The organism is Mesorhizobium sp. M0633, assembly GCF_040320645.1.
Taxonomy (GTDB): Bacteria; Pseudomonadota; Alphaproteobacteria; order Rhizobiales; family Rhizobiaceae; genus Mesorhizobium.
In genome coordinates this window covers 1-16,904 of sequence record NZ_JAMYQC010000009.1, presented here as the reverse complement: position 1 = coordinate 16,904, position 16,904 = coordinate 1, and the positions used below count along the sequence as shown (strand labels likewise).

The 16,904-nt window shown below is 62.9% G+C and carries 17 protein-coding genes; 9 read left to right on the top strand and 8 right to left on the bottom strand.

All coding sequences use genetic code 11. The features are described from left to right. Positions 1-135: 135 nt before the first annotated feature. Positions 136-717 (top strand): TetR/AcrR family transcriptional regulator, encoded by a 582-nt coding sequence (locus NKI47_RS11845; RefSeq protein WP_352569411.1) that lies wholly within the window; start codon positions 136-138, stop codon positions 715-717. A 548-nt stretch (positions 718-1,265) separates the two neighbouring features. On the opposite strand, the gene NKI47_RS11840 is transcribed toward NKI47_RS11845, so the two are convergent. The 6 genes from NKI47_RS11840 to NKI47_RS11815 all read right to left on the bottom strand — a co-directional run bounded on the left by NKI47_RS11840 (position 1,266) and on the right by NKI47_RS11815 (position 7,452). Continuing rightward, a complete protein-coding gene (locus NKI47_RS11840) occupies positions 1,266-2,288 on the bottom strand; it encodes a LacI family DNA-binding transcriptional regulator (protein ID WP_352590109.1) in 1,023 nt (340 codons plus the stop codon). A 59-nt stretch (positions 2,289-2,347) separates the two neighbouring features. Beyond that, complete coding sequence (locus NKI47_RS11835) at positions 2,348-3,142, bottom strand: ATP-binding cassette domain-containing protein (RefSeq protein WP_023674040.1); 795 nt, start codon at positions 3,140-3,142, stop codon at positions 2,348-2,350. A gap of 3 nt (positions 3,143-3,145) precedes the next feature. Continuing rightward, positions 3,146-4,132, bottom strand: a complete 987-nt coding sequence (locus tag NKI47_RS11830; protein WP_352590106.1) for an ABC transporter permease — start codon at positions 4,130-4,132, stop codon at positions 3,146-3,148. Positions 4,133-4,239: 107 nt separating this feature from the next. After that, positions 4,240-5,172: a substrate-binding domain-containing protein gene (locus NKI47_RS11825; RefSeq protein ID WP_023716807.1), complete on the bottom strand. Its 933-nt coding sequence runs from the start codon at positions 5,170-5,172 to the stop codon at positions 4,240-4,242. A 250-nt stretch (positions 5,173-5,422) separates the two neighbouring features. Continuing rightward, positions 5,423-6,217, bottom strand: a complete 795-nt coding sequence (locus NKI47_RS11820) for an SDR family oxidoreductase (RefSeq protein WP_352590103.1) — start codon at positions 6,215-6,217, stop codon at positions 5,423-5,425. A gap of 77 nt (positions 6,218-6,294) precedes the next feature. Further along, on the bottom strand, positions 6,295-7,452 hold the full coding sequence (locus tag NKI47_RS11815) for a fumarylacetoacetate hydrolase family protein (RefSeq protein ID WP_352590100.1): 1,158 nt from the start codon (positions 7,450-7,452) through the stop codon (positions 6,295-6,297). Positions 7,453-7,677: 225 nt separating this feature from the next. On the opposite strand from NKI47_RS11815, the gene NKI47_RS11810 reads away from it, so the two are divergent. From NKI47_RS11810 to NKI47_RS11780, 7 genes are all read left to right on the top strand, one after another. Then, positions 7,678-8,961 carry an NAD(P)/FAD-dependent oxidoreductase gene (locus tag NKI47_RS11810; RefSeq protein WP_352590097.1) on the top strand — a complete coding sequence of 428 codons (1,284 nt, stop codon included), beginning with the start codon at positions 7,678-7,680 and terminating at the stop codon, positions 8,959-8,961. 84 nt (positions 8,962-9,045) lie between these two features. Continuing rightward, entirely contained in the window at positions 9,046-9,933 is an 888-nt protein-coding gene (locus NKI47_RS11805) for an ABC transporter permease (RefSeq protein WP_352590094.1), read from the top strand. Beyond that, positions 9,930-10,808, top strand: coding sequence for an ABC transporter permease (locus tag NKI47_RS11800; protein WP_352590091.1), 879 nt, complete (start codon positions 9,930-9,932; stop codon positions 10,806-10,808). The genes NKI47_RS11805 and NKI47_RS11800 overlap by 4 nt, the downstream gene beginning before the upstream one ends. Further along, on the top strand, positions 10,793-11,863 hold the full coding sequence (locus NKI47_RS11795) for an ABC transporter substrate-binding protein (RefSeq protein ID WP_352590088.1): 1,071 nt from the start codon (positions 10,793-10,795) through the stop codon (positions 11,861-11,863). The genes NKI47_RS11800 and NKI47_RS11795 overlap by 16 nt, the downstream gene beginning before the upstream one ends. A 205-nt stretch (positions 11,864-12,068) precedes the next feature. Continuing rightward, entirely contained in the window at positions 12,069-12,677 is a 609-nt protein-coding gene (locus NKI47_RS11790) for a cupin domain-containing protein (protein WP_352590085.1), read from the top strand. Next, positions 12,667-13,752: an ABC transporter ATP-binding protein gene (locus NKI47_RS11785; protein WP_352590082.1), complete on the top strand. Its 1,086-nt coding sequence runs from the start codon at positions 12,667-12,669 to the stop codon at positions 13,750-13,752. The genes NKI47_RS11790 and NKI47_RS11785 overlap by 11 nt, the downstream gene beginning before the upstream one ends. Positions 13,753-13,786: 34 nt before the next feature. Next, positions 13,787-15,214: an aldehyde dehydrogenase family protein gene (locus tag NKI47_RS11780; RefSeq protein ID WP_352590079.1), complete on the top strand. Its 1,428-nt coding sequence runs from the start codon at positions 13,787-13,789 to the stop codon at positions 15,212-15,214. A gap of 124 nt (positions 15,215-15,338) precedes the next feature. Here NKI47_RS11780 and NKI47_RS11775 read toward each other — a convergent pair whose 3' ends face one another. Together NKI47_RS11775 and NKI47_RS11770 are read right to left on the bottom strand one after the other, a co-directional pair. After that, the gene (locus NKI47_RS11775; RefSeq protein ID WP_502897426.1) at positions 15,339-15,824 is read right to left on the bottom strand and encodes an SRPBCC family protein; all 486 of its coding nucleotides are present in this window, start codon (positions 15,822-15,824) and stop codon (positions 15,339-15,341) included. Then, positions 15,821-16,171 carry an ArsR/SmtB family transcription factor gene (locus NKI47_RS11770; RefSeq protein ID WP_352590076.1) on the bottom strand — a complete coding sequence of 117 codons (351 nt, stop codon included), beginning with the start codon at positions 16,169-16,171 and terminating at the stop codon, positions 15,821-15,823. The genes NKI47_RS11775 and NKI47_RS11770 overlap by 4 nt, the downstream gene beginning before the upstream one ends. Positions 16,172-16,340: 169 nt before the next feature. Between NKI47_RS11770 and NKI47_RS11765 the strand changes: the two genes are divergently transcribed. Then, positions 16,341-16,691: an ArsC family reductase gene (locus tag NKI47_RS11765; RefSeq protein WP_352590073.1), complete on the top strand. Its 351-nt coding sequence runs from the start codon at positions 16,341-16,343 to the stop codon at positions 16,689-16,691. The last annotated feature ends 213 nt before the right edge of the window (positions 16,692-16,904 follow it).

Here is a 16,904-nt window from a genome sequence, read left to right as displayed (position 1 = left end):
GCTGGCACTTGCGAGTTTGACATGATGCAATGCGGGTGTTACAGGTAAGTAACATCTCTAACGTTACAGACCGGTAACACCCTAGTCAAGAGGTGCACCGAGGGAATTTCGGGAAACGCAATCACGGAGGTTTTGATGACAGACGTTGTTGTGGAGCGTGTTCGCCCCCGGGACAGGATCCTGGAGACGGCACGGGACATGTTTCACAAGCATGGCATTCGCGGCGTCGGCATCGACGCCATCACCGAGGCCGCCGGCACAAACAAGATGACGCTCTACCGGCATTTCGAGTCCAAGGACGACCTGATCATCGAATGTCTGCGGGCGACTGCCTGCAGCGCCAACGCGATGTGGGAGAAGTTCGAGGCCGAGAATCCGGGCGACAAGCTGGCGCAGCTGCATGCCTGGGTCCGGATGGCGGCCGATTGCCTGATGTCGGATCGCCGCGGTTGCGACATGGCCAACGCCGCCATCGAGCTGAGCGAGGCCGATCATCCGGCAAGGCAAGTGATCAAGGAGCTCAAGGAAGCGCAGCGCGAGCGGCTGGTCTCGCTGTGTCGCGATGCCGGCATCGGCCAGGCCGAGCTTCTTGCGGACACGCTGTCGCTGTTGCTCGAGGGCGCCCGCGTCAGCCTGCAAAGCGTCGGCGCCGAGGGCCCGAGCGCGCAGTTCGTCCGCATGGCGGAAGGCCTGATCACGTCTTTCAGGGCCAGATAGTCTCGCAAGCGGCGAAACGATACGTGGCGTTTCGATTGCGGGCCGCGTCGCCGGGTGATGTCTCGTCCCATCGCGATGTGCCATCTCGCGTCTCCTGTGCCGATCCTCCGCACCATGGCCGGCGCGGCGTTGATCGCTGGTCGTGAGGCAGGATAGGGCCGCCGGCGAACCGGTGAGAGTGACAAGTGTGACAGGATTCTGCCCGACAAGCCGCGGCGGTCGCAGCGAAGCTCATCGATCCGCGGATCAGCAAACGTGTCCGGTGCTGTCCCGACCGCAAGCATTGGCCGCTATCCCGGAGCTGGAACAAAAAAAGCCCGCTGCCGGGAGGAGGTGGCAGCGGGCTCGATTTCGAATACGGCACGGGAGGAGGTGTACCGCACTCAGCGTCGGCATCGCATCTGGGAGAAGTAGATGGCCGACACCTGCAAAACTATCGATTGCCCAATGATTCGGCAACCACAAAAGTTGCATAGGTGATGTGCAGATTTGCGGTATCAACCGAATTTTAACGATCGAGGCCCGAGCGACCATCGCCTCGCGCGACATCACTGCACCGGGACATTTTCCTTGAAGATCAGGCGCGGCTCGATGAATTTCCGCGTCAGATAGGGCGCCGACGAGGCGATCGAGCCGAGCAGGCGAATGACCGACTGTTCGGCGATCAGCCGCGCATTCTGGTCGATGACGACGTCGAGCAGATCGTCGACGAGATAGCCGCGCGTCTCGCGCGTCAGATCATGGCAGATGAACACCGGCTTCGTCTGCGGCCTGACTTCGAGCAATGCTTTTGCCACGCCCGAGCGCCCGGCGCCGATACAATAGATGCCGAGCAGCTCCGGCGCGTTGTGCAGCGCCTTCATGGTCGCGGTATAACTGACCTCCGGCTCATCGTTGATCTCCACGGCGCTAGTGACGGTTAGGTTGGGGAACTCCTCGCCGAGCACGGAGCGAAAGCCCATCTCGCGTTCCTCATGGCCGCGGTAGGAGCGTGAACCGACGACCATCGCCAGATGGCCCTGGCGGCCGCCGAGGAACCGTCCCATCAGCAGCGCCGCCGTACGGCCGGCCACCCGGTTGTCAATGCCGACATAGGCCGAGCGGGGCGCGCCCGGAACATCGGACACAAGTGTGACCAGGCGGATGCCGGCCTCGACGATCTCGCGCAAGATGTTGCGCGTTCTCGGGTGATCGACGGCAATGACGCCGACACCGTTCGCCTTGAGCGAGAGGTTTTCGACGGCCGCCTGCAAGGCACTCGGCGAGATGCCGGCGAGCTTGTGGATGCGGCAGGAGGCGACCAGCGGCAGGCGCGCCGCATAATCCTCGATGTGCCTGGCCAGATCGGCCATGAAGGCATTGCTGCCTATCGGCAGGAAGAATTCGAGATGCGCCGGCCGCGAGGGCAACGCTACCTGGTCGACCACCGGCAGATAGCCGAGCTGCTTGGCCGCCTCCATCACGCGCTGCCGGTTGGCGGCACTGGCTCCCGCCCGGTTGTTGAGCACACGGTCGACCGTCGCGGTCGACAGGCCGCAGCTCCTGGCAATATCCGAAACGGTGGCTTTCATGTCGCAACCATGTGGCGATGCGATCCAGTGCCTCGACGATCAGGCCGACCTCCGGCTGCTCAGCCGGGCCGTTGCGTGCCCTCGACCAGCGCGTCATGGATCTCCTTGTCCGACATGCCGGTGATGACGCGTTCGACTTCGGCGACGCTGGTCTTCTTCGGGTCGATATCGTCGGCGACCACCTTGCCGCGGCGCATGACGACGATGCGGTCGACCACCTGGAAGACATGATGGATGTTGTGGGCGATGAAGATGCAGGAATGGCCGGAATCGCGGGCACTGCGCACGAAGCTCAGCACGCCTTGCGTTTCGGCGACGCCGAGATTGTTGGTCGGCTCGTCGAGGATGATGAGATCGCTGTCGAAATGCATGGCGCGCGCAATCGCCACCGCCTGCCGCTCGCCGCCGGAGAGCGAGCCGATCGGCGTCGTCGGCGGGATGTTCTTCGAGATGCCGACCTGCTTGAGCAGGTCGCGGGCAACCACGTTCATCGCCTCCTGGTCCATGCGGTTGAGGAAACGCGGCGGCTTGATCGGCTCGCGTCCGAGGAACAGGTTGCGGGCGATCGACAGCTGCGTCACCAGCGCGGAGTCCTGGTAGATCGTCTCGATGCCATGGGCGATGGCGTCGCTGGTGCTGCGCAGATTCACCTTCTTGCCGCGGATGAAGATGTCGCCGCTGGTCAGCGGGACCGCGCCCGACAGCACCTTGATCAGCGTCGACTTGCCGGCGCCGTTGTCGCCGAGCAGTCCAACGATCTCCCTTTCGTTGACATGGAAATTGGCATCAACCAGCGCCTGCACGCGGCCATAGGACTTGCGGATATTTTCCATGCGGACAAGCGGTTCGGCCATGGTTCAAGTCCCTGCCTGATGCCGGCGTTCCAGCCATGAATGGAGCGCCATCATGCCGAGGATGATGGCGCCGATGAAAATATTATAGGCAAGGCCGGGCACACCGATCAGCACGATGCCGTTGCGCATCACGCGCAGGATCAGGATACCGAGCACCGTGCCGATGATTGTGCCGCGCCCGCCGGTCAGCGCCGTGCCGCCGATCACCACCATGGCGATGACTTCGAGCTCGTAGCCGGTGCCGCTGTTGGGGTTGGCCGCAGAGGTGCGTAGCGAGGAGATGACGCCGGCAAGCGAGGCCAGGATCGACGACAGGATGAACAGGCCGATCTTGACGCCGCTGACATTGACGCCGCGCGCCCTTGCAGCACTCGGGTTGCCGCCGGCCGCCTGGATCCAGTTGCCTGTCCGGCTCTGCGTCAGAACGTAGCCGAGCACGATTGCGGCGGCGATGAACCAGAACAGCGACATGTAGATACGGAACGGCCCGATGAAGAAATCGCCGACCAGCGCTTCCGCCAGCCAGCTGCCCTCGGCGCTCCAGGTCCGCTGCGGAAACCCGTTGGTGACGAACAAAGCGGTGCCGCGCACCACCAGCAGCATGCCCAGCGTCACCAGGAAGGACGGGATCTTGAGTTGCGTCACGAAGCAGCCATTGACCAGTCCAATGAATGCAGCGACCACCAGCGAGATGACGAAGGCGGCTTCGAGCGAGGCGACGCCGCTGTTGAACAACGTCCACATCAGGACCGGCGAGAAACCGAACACCGAGCCGACCGAGAGGTCGAATTCGCCTGATGTCATCAACAGCGTCATCGCCAGCGCGATCAGCCCGAGCTCGACCGTGAAGGCCAGCGTGTTCGAGATGTTCTGCGGCGACAGGAAGTCGTGGTTGATGCCCCAGAACACGGCGATCTCGACGACGAGCAGCACAAACGGCCCGAACTCGGGCCGCGCGATCGAGCGTTGGATAAGAGAACGATTTTCCACCTTGGACCCGCGATAGGATTGGATTTGGCCGCGACCGCAACCGGCTTCGGCGGAATGATGAGACGGTCACGGCCGCCGAAGCGGCCGTGGCCAACTCGATCGCGGATTTATTTGCCGGACAGGATCTTGTCGTAGACCGCCGCGGTGTCCTTCTCGTAGAGCGCGCCGGTGATCACGTCGAAGCCAGGCGGGATACCGCTCGCCGCCATGTTGGCGAGCGAGAGCGCGACGTAGCTGGTCGCCTGCGGATCCTGCCATTGGCCGGCATTGACGTAGCCGTTCAGCACTTCCTGGGTGGTGTCGAGCGAGTTGCCCCAGCCGACGACCGGGATTTCGCCCGGCTTGACGCCGACCTGGTCGAACACCCGCTTGATCGAGCCGGTGACAAGGTCGCCGAGACCGATGACCGCCTTGACCTTGGCCCGGTTGGCGGTGAGGTAATCGACCATGCGGTTGATCACTTCGGCCTGGTCGAGCGTCGCTTCGGTGATTTCATAGGTGATGCCGAGCGGCTCGAAGACGCTCTTGATGCCTTCCTCTTCCTGGACGCCATAGGTGGCGCCGGGAATTTCGACCGGCATCCAGACGAAGTCGCCCTTCTTCACCAGGCCCTTGTCGACCAAATACTGCGCCCAATGCTTGCCGAAGGTGACGTTGTCGCCGCCGACATAGGCGTTGAAATCCGCCTTCGGGTCGGGCGTGTTGAAGTTGATGATCGGGATGTTCGCCGCCCGCGCTTCCTTGACGATCTCGACAAGGCTGCCCGGATCGGGGCTGGTCGTGGTGATGCCGTCGGCCTTGGCGGCGATTGCGGCGCGGACGGCTTCCTGTTGCGACGCCACGTCGCCATTGTGGAACGACGTGTTGACGGTGTTGCCGGTGTCCGTCGCCCATTGCTTGGCGCCGGCAAGGAAGTAGGTCCAGACCGGATCGGCCGGGCCGCCATGCGAAATCCAGTAGAACGTCTTGGCCTGTGCCGCGGCCGGAATGGCCAGCGCCACCACCAAGCCAAGTACAAGCAGTCTTAGCCTCGTCAGCATTTGATTTCCTCCCATTTGAACCGAACTCCTCCTCCGACGACGATCGCGGCCAAAGCCGTGCGCGGCCAAAAACCGTGGTCGCATTTGCCAGCGTCGACCTGGGCGCATTAGAGCATTCCCTTTTTCGACCGATGGCAAGCCTCCATCGCCAATGGACGTTGGCGCAAGGCACCACGCCATCAGCAATCCCATCAGATTGCATCAGTTTGGCTGATATTTTCCAGGCGGCCGACGATCGGCCTTGTGACCGTCATGCAATCCCGCGCGGCGGCGCGCCGAGCACGTATTGCTCTAGGTCGATAAGCGTCCCGGTCATCAGCCCGGAGGCGTCGCTGAGCAGGAACAGCGTTAGCTGGGCGACTTCGTCCATGGTCAGCAATCGACCAAGCGGCAGGCCGGCGGCGGCAATCTTTGCCCAGTTTTCGCCCTTGCCCAGCGTGCGCGCCTGCATCTCTTGTTCGGCCGGCGTCGCTACCCAGCCCATGTTGATGCCGTTGACGCGGATGCGATCGGAAAGATGTGCGTTGGCAATGTTTCTGGTCAGCGTCGAAAGCGCGCCCTTGGTTGCGGAATAGATGGCAAGGTCCGGCGCACCGCAATGCGCATTCACCGACAGTATGTTGACGATGGCGCCCGCCGCCCGCCGTGTCTTCATGTCGGCTACGGCCCCCTGCATGAGGAAAAACGGCGCGCGCGCATTGACGGAAAACAACCTGTCCCAGTCGTCGATTGTGCCAGTTTCCAGAGAGGCCCGGTCGGTGAGGGCCGCGGCGTTCACCAGACAATCGATGCGGCCGAGTCTTTTGATCGCTTCCGCCATGACACCTGCAGGCGCGGCCGGATCTCCAAGGTCGGCCTGGATGAAGACGACGGGCCGGCTTGGTCGTGAAAGCTCTTCGGCGATGCGTCTGCCACGCTCGGCATTGCGGCCGACAATGGCGATCCCTTCGCCGCCGTCGGCTGAGGCCAGCCGGACGATGGTCTCACCAAGTCCTTGCGTTCCGCCGGTAACGACAAGGGTCTTGCCCTCAAGAGCGACGATCAATGGACTCTCCCGAATGCCGACGAGCAGGTAATTTCCAATCAGAGAATTCTAGAATATATCGGATGTAGGGTGGGGGACTAGATGAGGTCGGCCCTTGCGAGGTCACGCATCAGATGGCTGGCGCCGTAGGTCCAGTGTGGGCAGTCGGGCGACAGCCGCACGCGGTTGACCAAGGCGCCGAATTTCTCCGACGAGATGGTGACGATGTCGCCGACCTTGTGGGTAAAGCCCTTGCCTGTTTCGCCGCGATCCTTCGACGGCACGAACATGGTGCCGAGATAGAGCCCCAGCCCGTCCGGGTATTGGTGATGTGGCCCCATGGCGGCGGCGACCAACTCTTCCGGCGAGCGGCTGATCTCGGCCATCGAACTGGCGCCCTCCAGCGAGAACCCATCCTCGCCTTCGACTTTCAGGCGTACGATCGCCTGCTTCACGTCGCCAATGGAAAATGTCTCATCGAACAGCCGGATAAAGGGGCCAAGTGCTGCCGAAGCGTTATTGTCCTTGGCTTTGCCGAGCAGCAGCGCCGAGCGCCCCTCGACGTCGCGCAGATTGACGTCGTTGCCGATCGTCGCCCCGACAATCCTGCCGCTGCCGGCGGCAATCATGGCGATCTCCGGCTCCGGATTATTCCATGTCGAAACCGGATGCAGGCCGACATCGGCGCCGAAGCCGACCGAGGCCATCGGCTGGCATTTGGTGAAGATCTCGGCATCGGGGCCGATGCCGACTTCCAGATATTGCGACCAGGCGCCGCGCGCTATCAGCTTGGCCTTGATCTCCATCGCTTCCGGCGAGCCGGGCTTGAGCTTCGACAGATCGTGGCCGATCAGCCCGGCGATGTCGGCGCGAATGGCGTCGGCCTTTTCCGCCGAACCGCGCGCCTGCTCCTCGATCACCCGTTCGAGCAGGCTGACGACAAAGGTGACGCCAGATGCCTTGATCGCCTGCAGGTCGACGGGGGACAGCAGATACGGTTTCCCCGGATCGCGCGCTGTCTCGAAACTGTTAGCGGCAATGGCATCGAGCGGGCCGATCGGCCGCCCCTTGGCCGAGCGGACGTGCCCCGCCGGATCCGGCAATTCGCAAACGTCGCGCACGGTCGGCGCCACATTTGACGTGATGTCGAAGACCGTGCCGTCACGCACCGTGACCACCAGCGGATGGGAAGCATCGCTCGCCCGGGCGCGGCCCACGAAGAGGCCTTCGGCGGGCAAATGTGTGGCGTTCGTCATGGCTTACATTTCCTGTTGTCTTGTCCTTCGGCCGCGGCACTTTCAACAAATTCCCGCCAAAGGTCTATCCCGCTTGCAGGGCGAGCTTTGTCAATTCTTTCAAGCGGTCTTCGCATCGCTGGACCTTGATCGAGCCTGACGTGCGCCAACGGCGACGGAAAACGCTCTTTCAAAATAATGAAACCGTCGCTAGGGTTTTCACCTACTGAAATCTTCAGGTGACGCTTGCACTTACGGTTTTCCGATCCAATCTGGCAGAAGCCGCGGACAGCCACCGCGTTCCAGTCGCTTTTTCCAGCCGGCCAATGCGTCGATGTCGTTATCGTCGGCGGCGGCATTCTGGGTCTGTCAACGGCCTTGCACGCTGCCCGGCTCGGCCTTGCCGTCCAGGTGCTGGAGGCCGGCGAAATTGGCAATGGCGCATCCGGCCTGAACGGCGGTCAGGTCATTCCCGGCCTGAAATACGATCCGGACTGGCTGCTGGAGCATTTTGGTCTCGAACGCGGCGAAGCGCTCGTCAACTTTGCCGCCTCGACCGCTGACACCGTCTTCGAATTGATCCGCGACGAAAGACTGGCGGTGCCGTTCGTCCGCAATGGCTGGATCCAGGCCGCGCATACCGAGACCGCGCTGAAAGCGGCGGCGAACCGGGATCGGCAGTGGCGCGCCCGCGGCGCCGATGTCCGGCTGCTGAGCAGGACGGAGATCGCGACGATGACCGGCGCGCAAGGCTATCTCGGCGGCTGGCTCGATCGCCGCGCCGGTGTCATCGATCCGCTCGCCTACACGTCGGAACTGGCGCGCGTCGCTGCAGCGGCGGGCGTAAAGATCGCCGAGCGCCAGAACGTGATGCAGATCAGCAAGAATGCTGGCTTTTGGCACGTTTCTACGGAAAGCGGCGCCGAACTCCAGGCCAAGGCGGTCGTTCTGGCGACCAACGCCTATACCGGCGGCCTGCTCCCCGGCCTCGCCGAGACGATCGTGCCGCTGCATTCCTTCCAGATCGCGACAGCGCCGCTATCGTCCAATCTCGCGGCGGCGATCCTGCCGGAAGGGCAGGCGGTGTCGGATTCGCGCCGCATCCTCGTCTATTATCGCAAGAGTGCCGACGGCCGGCTGGTGCTCGGCGGGCGCGGCCGCATGGCTTTCCCGAACGGCCCGGCCGACTGGGCGCATCTGGAACGCGCGCTGCTGCGGCTTTATCCGGCGCTGTCAGACATTGCCATTGAAAAGCGGTGGTTCGGCCGGGTGGCAATGACGCCGGACCATCTCCCGCATATCCACGAGCCAGAGAAGGGCCTGCTGGCGGTCGTCGGTTGCCAGGGCCGCGGCATCGGCCTGATGACCGCGCTTGGCGAGCGCATCGCCTCCTACCTGTCGAGCGGCGACACCAGGCAATTGCCGTTCCCGGTCTCGCCGATCCGGCCATTCCCGTTTCATGCGTTTCGGCAGGTCGGCGTTGCCGCGACGATCGCCTGGTACCGGATGCTGGACGCCTTCGAACGCTGACGTTCATGCCCAAGCGTGAAACAGCTTGACAGCTTCACGAATATGAAAAAAGTTTAGTCGATTTCAAATTATGATGGGTAGTCGATGTCGACCATCGCCGCAACGCAGCCGCTGCCGGAAACCCGGTCTTCGCCGGGTTTTCGCTTCGCCATGCTGCTGCCCGGCGGGTTGGTCACCTTCTTGCTGATCCTTTTCGCCCTCGGCCTGGTGTTCTTTCTCGCCTTTCGCGGCAATGACGGCTCGCTGCTGGGGGCTGGTTTCACCCTTGCGAATTTCGTCACTGTGGCCACCGATCCGCTGTACTGGACGGTGACGCTGCGCTCGCTGGGCATCGCCGGCCTGGTGACGCTGGCAACCGTAGTCACCGCCTATCCCGTTGCCTACTATCTGGCTTTCCATGCCGGGCAGCGGCGCGGGCTGCTGCTGTTCCTGCTGACCCTGCCGTTCTGGACCAGCTATCTGCTGCGCGTCTTCGCCTGGAAGATCGTGCTTGCCTATAATGGCGTGCTGAACTCGGCGCTGATCGAAAGCGGCATCTGGTCGGAGCCGACATTGGCGTTCTTGAATACGCCGGCAGCGGTCGTCGTCACGCTCGCCCACGCTTATGCGCCGTTCGCTATCCTGCCCATCTATGTGGCGCTGGACACCATCCCGAAATCGCTGCTCGAGGCCGCTTCCGATCTCGGCGCAAAACCATTCACCAGCTTCCGCCGCATCGTGCTGCCCAATTCGATGCCGGGCGTGCTGGCGGCTGCTCTCGTCGTCTTCGTGCCGACCGTCGGCGATTATGTGACGCCGGCGCTGGTCGGCGGCCCTGCCAGTACAATGATCGGCACGCTGATCCAGGCCGAGTTCGGCAAGGCCAATGACTGGCCGTTCGGCGCCGCACTCGCCGTCGCCGTCATGCTGGTCATTCTCGCCGTGGTGCTGGTGGTGCGCTTCGCCGACCGCCGATACGGCAGCCGCACATGAACACGGCGCGTATCGATGCAAGGCAGGGCGGCGGCTGGCTGGGTGTCTATGTCCTTGCCTATCTGGTGTTCCTGTATCTGCCGATACTGCTGATCCCGCTGTTTTCCTTCAACAATTCGATCCAGGCGGCATTTCCGCTGCAAGGCTTCACGCTGGAATGGTACGGCACGCTGGTCGGCAATTCGGCGCTGTCCGGTGCGCTTGCCACCAGCCTCGTCATCGGCGCCATTGCCGCCACTGGCGCAACACTCTGCGGCATTACCGTGTCCTATATGGACCTTTACGGCCGCTCGCCGCTGGCCGCCACGATCAGTGCCATTGCGCGGCTGCCGATCCTGATCCCCGGCGTCATCGTCGGCATCTCGCTGTTGATCCTGGTCAATCTCGCCGGTTTCGGGCCGTCGCGCATTGCCATTGTGCTCGGCCATGTATTGGTGGCGCTGCCGACGACGGTGGTGGTCATGCGCAGCCGCTTCGCCGCCATCCCGAAGACCATCCGCGAGGCAGCGCTCGACCTCGGCGCCTCTGACTGGACGACCTTCAGACGGGTGATGCTGCCGCTCAGCCTGCCCGCCATTATTTCGGCGTTCATGCTGGCCTTCCTGACCTCGTTCGACGAGTTCATCGTCGCCTTCTTCCTTGCCGGCACCGAGCCGACGCTGCCGCTTTATATCTGGAGCCAGCTGCGCTTCCCGAAATCGCTGCCGACCGTCATGGCGCTCGGCACGGCGATCCTGGCAGTGTCGTTCGTCATCGCCGCACTCGCCGAAATCCTGCGCCATCGCGGGCTTGCCGCCACCCGGCGGCCAGCGCCCGCCAGCCTGTCAAAACCAGAAGAAACCGAAAGAGGAGAACTGCAATGGCATTCGACCTGAAATCGATAACGGCAAAGACAGCGAAAACCGGACTGGCCGCCTTCGCGCTGGCGCTTGCATCGACTGTCGCCTTTGCCGGCGACAAGCTGCAATATTTCACCTGGTCGGGCTATGAACTGCCCGACTTCAACAAGAGCTTCCTCGCCGCGCACCCAGATGGCGTCGAAGCCGCGATGTTCGGCGACGACGATGACGCCTTCACCAAGGTCAAGGCCGGCTTCCGCCCCGATGTCGCGCACCCTTGCTATGACAAGGTGGCGCGCTGGAACAAGGAAGGCCTGCTGCAGCCGATCGACACCAAGCGCATCAAGAACTGGGATTCGATCTTCCCGGTCTTCAAGAACCTGCCCGACCTGCAGGCCGGCGACGGCAAGGTCTGGATGGTGCCGTGGGACTGGGGCAATACCTCGATCCTCTACCGCACCGATCTGGTGAAGAACCCCGAAGCCAGCTGGAACCTGCTCTGGGACAAGCAATATGCCGGGCGCATGGCGACCATCGATGCCGTCCACGACACACCGGTGGTGGCGGCCCTTCTGGCAGGCGTCAATCCGTTCGACATGACACCGGAACAGATGGACAAGGTGGCGGAAAAACTGCGCGAGCAGCGCCCGCTGCTCTCGAACTACACCACCGACATGACCTCGGTCGAACAGGCACTGGCGAGCGGCCAGCTGGTCGCGGCCATGACCTGGAACGCCTCGGCAACCTCGCTGAAGAAGCAGGGCGTGCCTGTAGAGTTCATGAAGCCGAAGGAAGGCATGCTGACCTGGGCTTGCGGTTTCGTCATGCTCAAGGACGCCAAGAACGTCGATCTTGCTTATGACTTCATCAACAGCCGGCTGGAAACGGATTCCGGAAAGTATCTGATCCAGGCCTACGGCTATGGCAGCTCGACCAGCTCGGCTTTCGCCGCCGTGCCAAAGGAGGAGTTGGAGAAACTGCAGCTGCCTTCCGATCCCGAGGTGATGCTGAAGACCACGATCTTCACCGGGCCGATGAAACAGAATGACGAACTCGCCAAGATGTTCGAGAAGGTCAAGGCAGGCGGCTGAGTTCGCTCTTCCTTCTCCCCTTGTGGGAGAAGGTGGATTGGCGCGGAGCGCCAAGACGGTTGAGGGGTGTTGGAAGGAATGAGGCGTTGGTGTTTTCTGGAACACCCCTCATCCGACCGAGCTTCGCTCGGCCACCTTCTCCCACAAGGGGGAGAAGGGAAGACCGCGCGGCGCCGGCCAAAAATACTGTAACAAGGACGAACGAATGGACATGCTGGACGAAGCGGCTGAGAAGCCGAAGGACGACGCCGACGTCAGGGTCGGCCGGCGCGTGCGGGCGCTCAGGCTGGAGCGCAATCTCTCGCTGGCCGAACTTGCCGCCAAAGCCGGTGTCTCGATAGGTGCGCTAAGCCAGATCGAGCGCGGCATGTCGTCATTGCGGGTCCGCGTGATCTGGCCGCTTGCCGCCGCCCTCGATATAGAGCCGTCGGCCCTGATCGCCGACGGCAATGATGTCGGCAACGATCTTTATTGTGTGCGCGCCAACAGCCGGCGTCAGATCCCGGTCAAGTCGGAAGGCACCGCCAAGGCGCTGCTGTCGCCGCCGGCCGCCACGCTGACCGGCATGCTGGTGACCGTGGAAGCCGGCGGCGGCACCGCGGAAGCCTATGCCCATGCCGGCCATGAATTCGGCTTCGTCCTGTCCGGCGAGGTCGAGCTGGTGGTCGATTCGACCAGATACGGGCTGAAGGCCGGTGACAGCTTCGCCTTCAAGAGCACCTTGCTGCACGCCTTCCGCAATCCGGGCAGCGAGCGCTGCCAGATCCTGTGGGTCAACACCACCAAGCCGTCCGAGGTTCGCGATGGCGCCTGATCCTCTCGTCCGGCTGGACAAGGTCTCCAAGATATTCCCCGGCGGCATCGTCGGGCTCGAGTCTGTCGATCTCGACATTGCCCGCGGCGAGTTCCTGACCTTGCTCGGGCCGTCCGGCTGCGGCAAGACCACCAGCCTGCGGGTCATCGCCGGCTTCGAGAGCCCGTCGAGTGGCAGGGTTCTGCTCGAAGGCGGTGACATCACGGCACTCAGGCCCTTCGGCCGTCCCGTCAATACCGTGTTCCAGGACTACGCGCTGTTCCCACACATGAACGTTGCCGAAAATGTCGGCTTCGGCCTGTCGCTGCGCAAGCTCTCCGGTGCCGAACAGGCAAAGCGCGTCGGCGCAGCGCTCGACATGGTCGGCCTTGCCGAGAAGCTCGGCGCCCGCGTGTCCGAATTGTCGGGTGGCCAACGCCAGCGCGTCGCGCTTGCCCGCGCCATCGTCTGCGAGCCGCGTGTGCTGCTGCTCGACGAGCCGCTATCGGCGCTCGACGCGCATCTGCGCGAGCAGATGCAGGTCGAACTGAAGCGGCTGCAGTCGCGGCTTGGCACCACTTTCGTCATGGTCACGCACGACCAGACCGAGGCGCTGTCGATCTCAGACCGCATTGTCGTCATGAACAAGGGCCGCATAGAGCAGATTGCGCCGCCGGCAACTCTTTACGACCGGCCCGCCACCAAATTCGTCGCCAGCTTCATCGGTACCATGAACCTTCTGCAGTCGCGCTTTGTCGGCCGTGACGGCGAGCGCCTGCTGTTCACTGCCGGCGTCCTGCCGCTGGAAGCGATTTCGGATAAAGGCGAGCTGCCTGGCGAGGGCACTGTGCGCACCATCGGCGTGCGTCCAGAGGATATTTTGGCCACGACCGAGGCCGCGGCCGGTACCGCACCGGTGCGGGTGAACAGCATCGTCTTTCACGGCCGCACCTTGCGCCTTCATGCAGAGCTGGGGCAGGGGACACAGGTGGTGATCGACGCGCCACGCCGGGCGGAGGGTTTTCAATTCAGCGTCGGCGACGTGGCGCATATCAGCCTGCGGCGCGGCGCCAACTGCCCTATGCTACCTAGCTAGTCTCACTCATTTTTAGAAAACCGGAGCACGGCCCATGAGCAATCATCTCAATTTTTTCATCGGCGGCAAATGGGTCGGCCCCGTGGTTGCGGCAACGCTGGATGTGATCGATCCGTCCACCGAAGAGGCCTACACCAAAATCTCGGTCGGCTCGAAAGCCGATGTCGACAAGGCCGTGGCGGCAGCCAAGGCGGCATTCCCGGCCTTCTCGCAAACCAGCAAGGCCGAGCGCCTGAAGCTGCTGAAGCGTATCCTCGAAGTCTACAATGAGCGCTACGAGGACATCGCCCAGGCGGTCAGCCAGGAAATGGGCGCGCCGATCAGGTGGGCGCGCGAGGCGCAGGCCTGGGCGGGCAGGGCGCATATGGAAGCCACCATCAAGGCGCTTGAGGATTACGAATTCAGCGAGAAGCGCGGCACCACCATGGTGGTCAAAGAACCGATCGGCGTCTGCGCGCTGATTACGCCGTGGAACTGGCCGCTCAACCAGATCGTCTGCAAGGTGGCGCCGGCGATCGCCGCCGGCTGCACGGTCATTTTAAAGCCTTCCGAAATCGCGCCGATCAGCGGCATCATCTTTTCCGAGGTGATGGACGCCGCCGGCACGCCGAAGGGCGTCTACAATATGGTGAATGGCACTGGTCCGGATGTCGGCCAGGTCATGGCTGGCCATCTCGACGTCGACATGGTCTCGTTCACCGGGTCGACCCGGGCCGGCATCATCGTCGCCAAGACGGCGGCCGAGACCGTCAAGCGCGTCGCGCAGGAGCTGGGCGGCAAATCGGCCAACATCGTGCTGCCCGACGCTGACTTCGAGACGGCGGTGCGCAAGGGTGTCAACGCCTGCTTCGGCAATAGCGGCCAGTCCTGCGATGCGCCGACCCGCTTGCTGGTACCGGCCGCCCGTCACGACGAGGCGCTGACGATCGCCAGGAAGGCCGCCGAATGGCACAAGGTCGGCGACCCGCGCTCGGAGGAGACCAAGCTCGGGCCGGTGGTCAGCAACGTCCAGTTCGACAAGATCCAGCGGTTGATCGAGGCAGGTATCGCCGAGGGTGCGACGCTGGTCACCGGCGGCCCCGGCCGGCCGGAACACCTCAACCGTGGCTATTATGTGCGACCGACCGTTTTCGGCCACGTCAGGCCTGGCATGACCATCGAGAAGGAGGAGATTTTCGGGCCGGTCCTGTCGGTCATCTCCTACGATGACGATGATGATGCGGTGAAGATCGCCAACGACACCGTCTATGGCCTGGCTGCCTATGTGCAGTCCGGGGATATCGACCACGCCCGCAAGATTGCCAGCCGCCTGCGTGCCGGGCAGGTGTCGATCAACTATCCGGAATGGGATACGTTTGCGCCCTTCGGCGGCTACAAGCAGTCCGGCAACGGCCGCGAATATGCCGACTGGGCCATCCACGATTTCCTCGAGATCAAGGGCATCATCGGCTACGGCGCCTGAGCGTTCAACATTGGCATTACGCTAACCGTCAAGTTTGTTGCGAGCGTTGGTGCCTCGGCATCGGCGTTCGGTTGAACGGCCACGACGGCTCCGTGGCCGCAATGTGAGTGCGAAGCAGGTCGCCTCAGATCGTCTTGAGATAGCCGGCCAACTGATCCGCCACCGTGCCCCAGCCGTCGTAGAAGCCCATCTCCTCGTGGCTGTTGCGCGTGGCTTCGTCGCGGTGGATGGCGGTGGCGGTGTAGCGCGTCGTCTCGCCATGCGATTGCAGCGCTATGACGGCTGTGATGAATGGGTCGCCTGACGGCCGGTAGCCTGGCAGCAGCGCATCGGTCCACACCAGCCGCTCGTCCTGGACGATCTCGAGGTAGCAGCAACGCCTATCGTTGACCTCCTTGCCGTCGGGCGACTGCATGCGGGTCCGGAACAGACCGCCGGGCCGCAGATCGATCTCGCAATCGGTGATGATCCACGGCTTCGGCGTGAACCATTGGCGGACATGGTCGGGTCTCGTCAGGGCCATCCACAGCAGTTCTCGCGGCGCCTCGATCGTCCGTTCGAGCACGAGGTCGAGCTTCGGATCGGGTTGGAACAACGGCACCATATTCATCTGTCTGTCTCCTTGAGTTTCAGTACGTAGTCGTCGAACTGGTCGAGACGGCGCTCCCACAGCGCACGCTGCTCGGCCAGCCAGTTTTCCGCGAGCTTCAACGGCTCCGGCGCGAGCCGGTAGGTCCTGACGCGGCCGGCCTTTTCCGAATGCACCAGCCCGTAGCCTTCCAGAACCCTGAGGTGCTCGATGAAGGATGGCAGGGCCATCTCGAACGGCTGGGCAAGCTCGCTGACCGAGGCGGGGCTTCGGTTCAGTCGCTCGACCACGCGTCGCCGGGTCGGATCGGCGAGCGCCCGGAAAATGCCGTCGATCGGCGGGGGGCTTTCGGTCTGCAGGCTCGTCATGGTCGTTTCCTTGCCTCGGCTATTTCGTGAGAAAATTAGCTCGGGAAATGGTTAGGAAAATTCCTTACCATTGGCAAGCGCGGAAATCGCGGAGCCCGGCGAGGCCGCTGGAAAAGTGAGAGGCGCGGTTTTAGGGTGCCGTCAGATTCGACCGGTCCGAGGACGCGTTTTGACGATCACCATGTACGGCATCACCAATTGCGATACGGTCAAGAAGGCGCGTTCCTGGCTGGCGAGCCACGATGTTGCCTATCGCTTTCACGACTACAGGGCAGACGGCCTTGACGCGGATCGGCTGAACGGCTGGTCAGGCAAGGTCGGCTGGGAAATCCTGCTCAACAAGGCGAGCACAACGTACCGTGAACTGTCGGAGGAGGACAGACTGGGCTTGGACGAGAACAAGGCCAAGGCGCTGATGCTGGCCAAACCGACGATGATCAAGCGTCCGGTGCTGGAACTTGGCGATCGCATACTGGTTGGCTTCAAGCCGGACATTTATCAGCAGGCGATGGGTGGTTGAACCCGGTGCAGCGGGACGGCGAGGTTTCGCGGCTTCGTTCCAGCTTGGGTTCCTCGCCCCCACGAAGTGGCTAGGGGATGCACACATCTTTTCGTTGCGTCGATGACTCCTCTGTGAGTTGCGGCGTCGGGTTGGTGTGTGATTCTGTAGGCGACGTACTGAGGGAGGCGTCGCGGTGTCATCTATGGGATTGTTGGGGTCGTTCGGTGACGA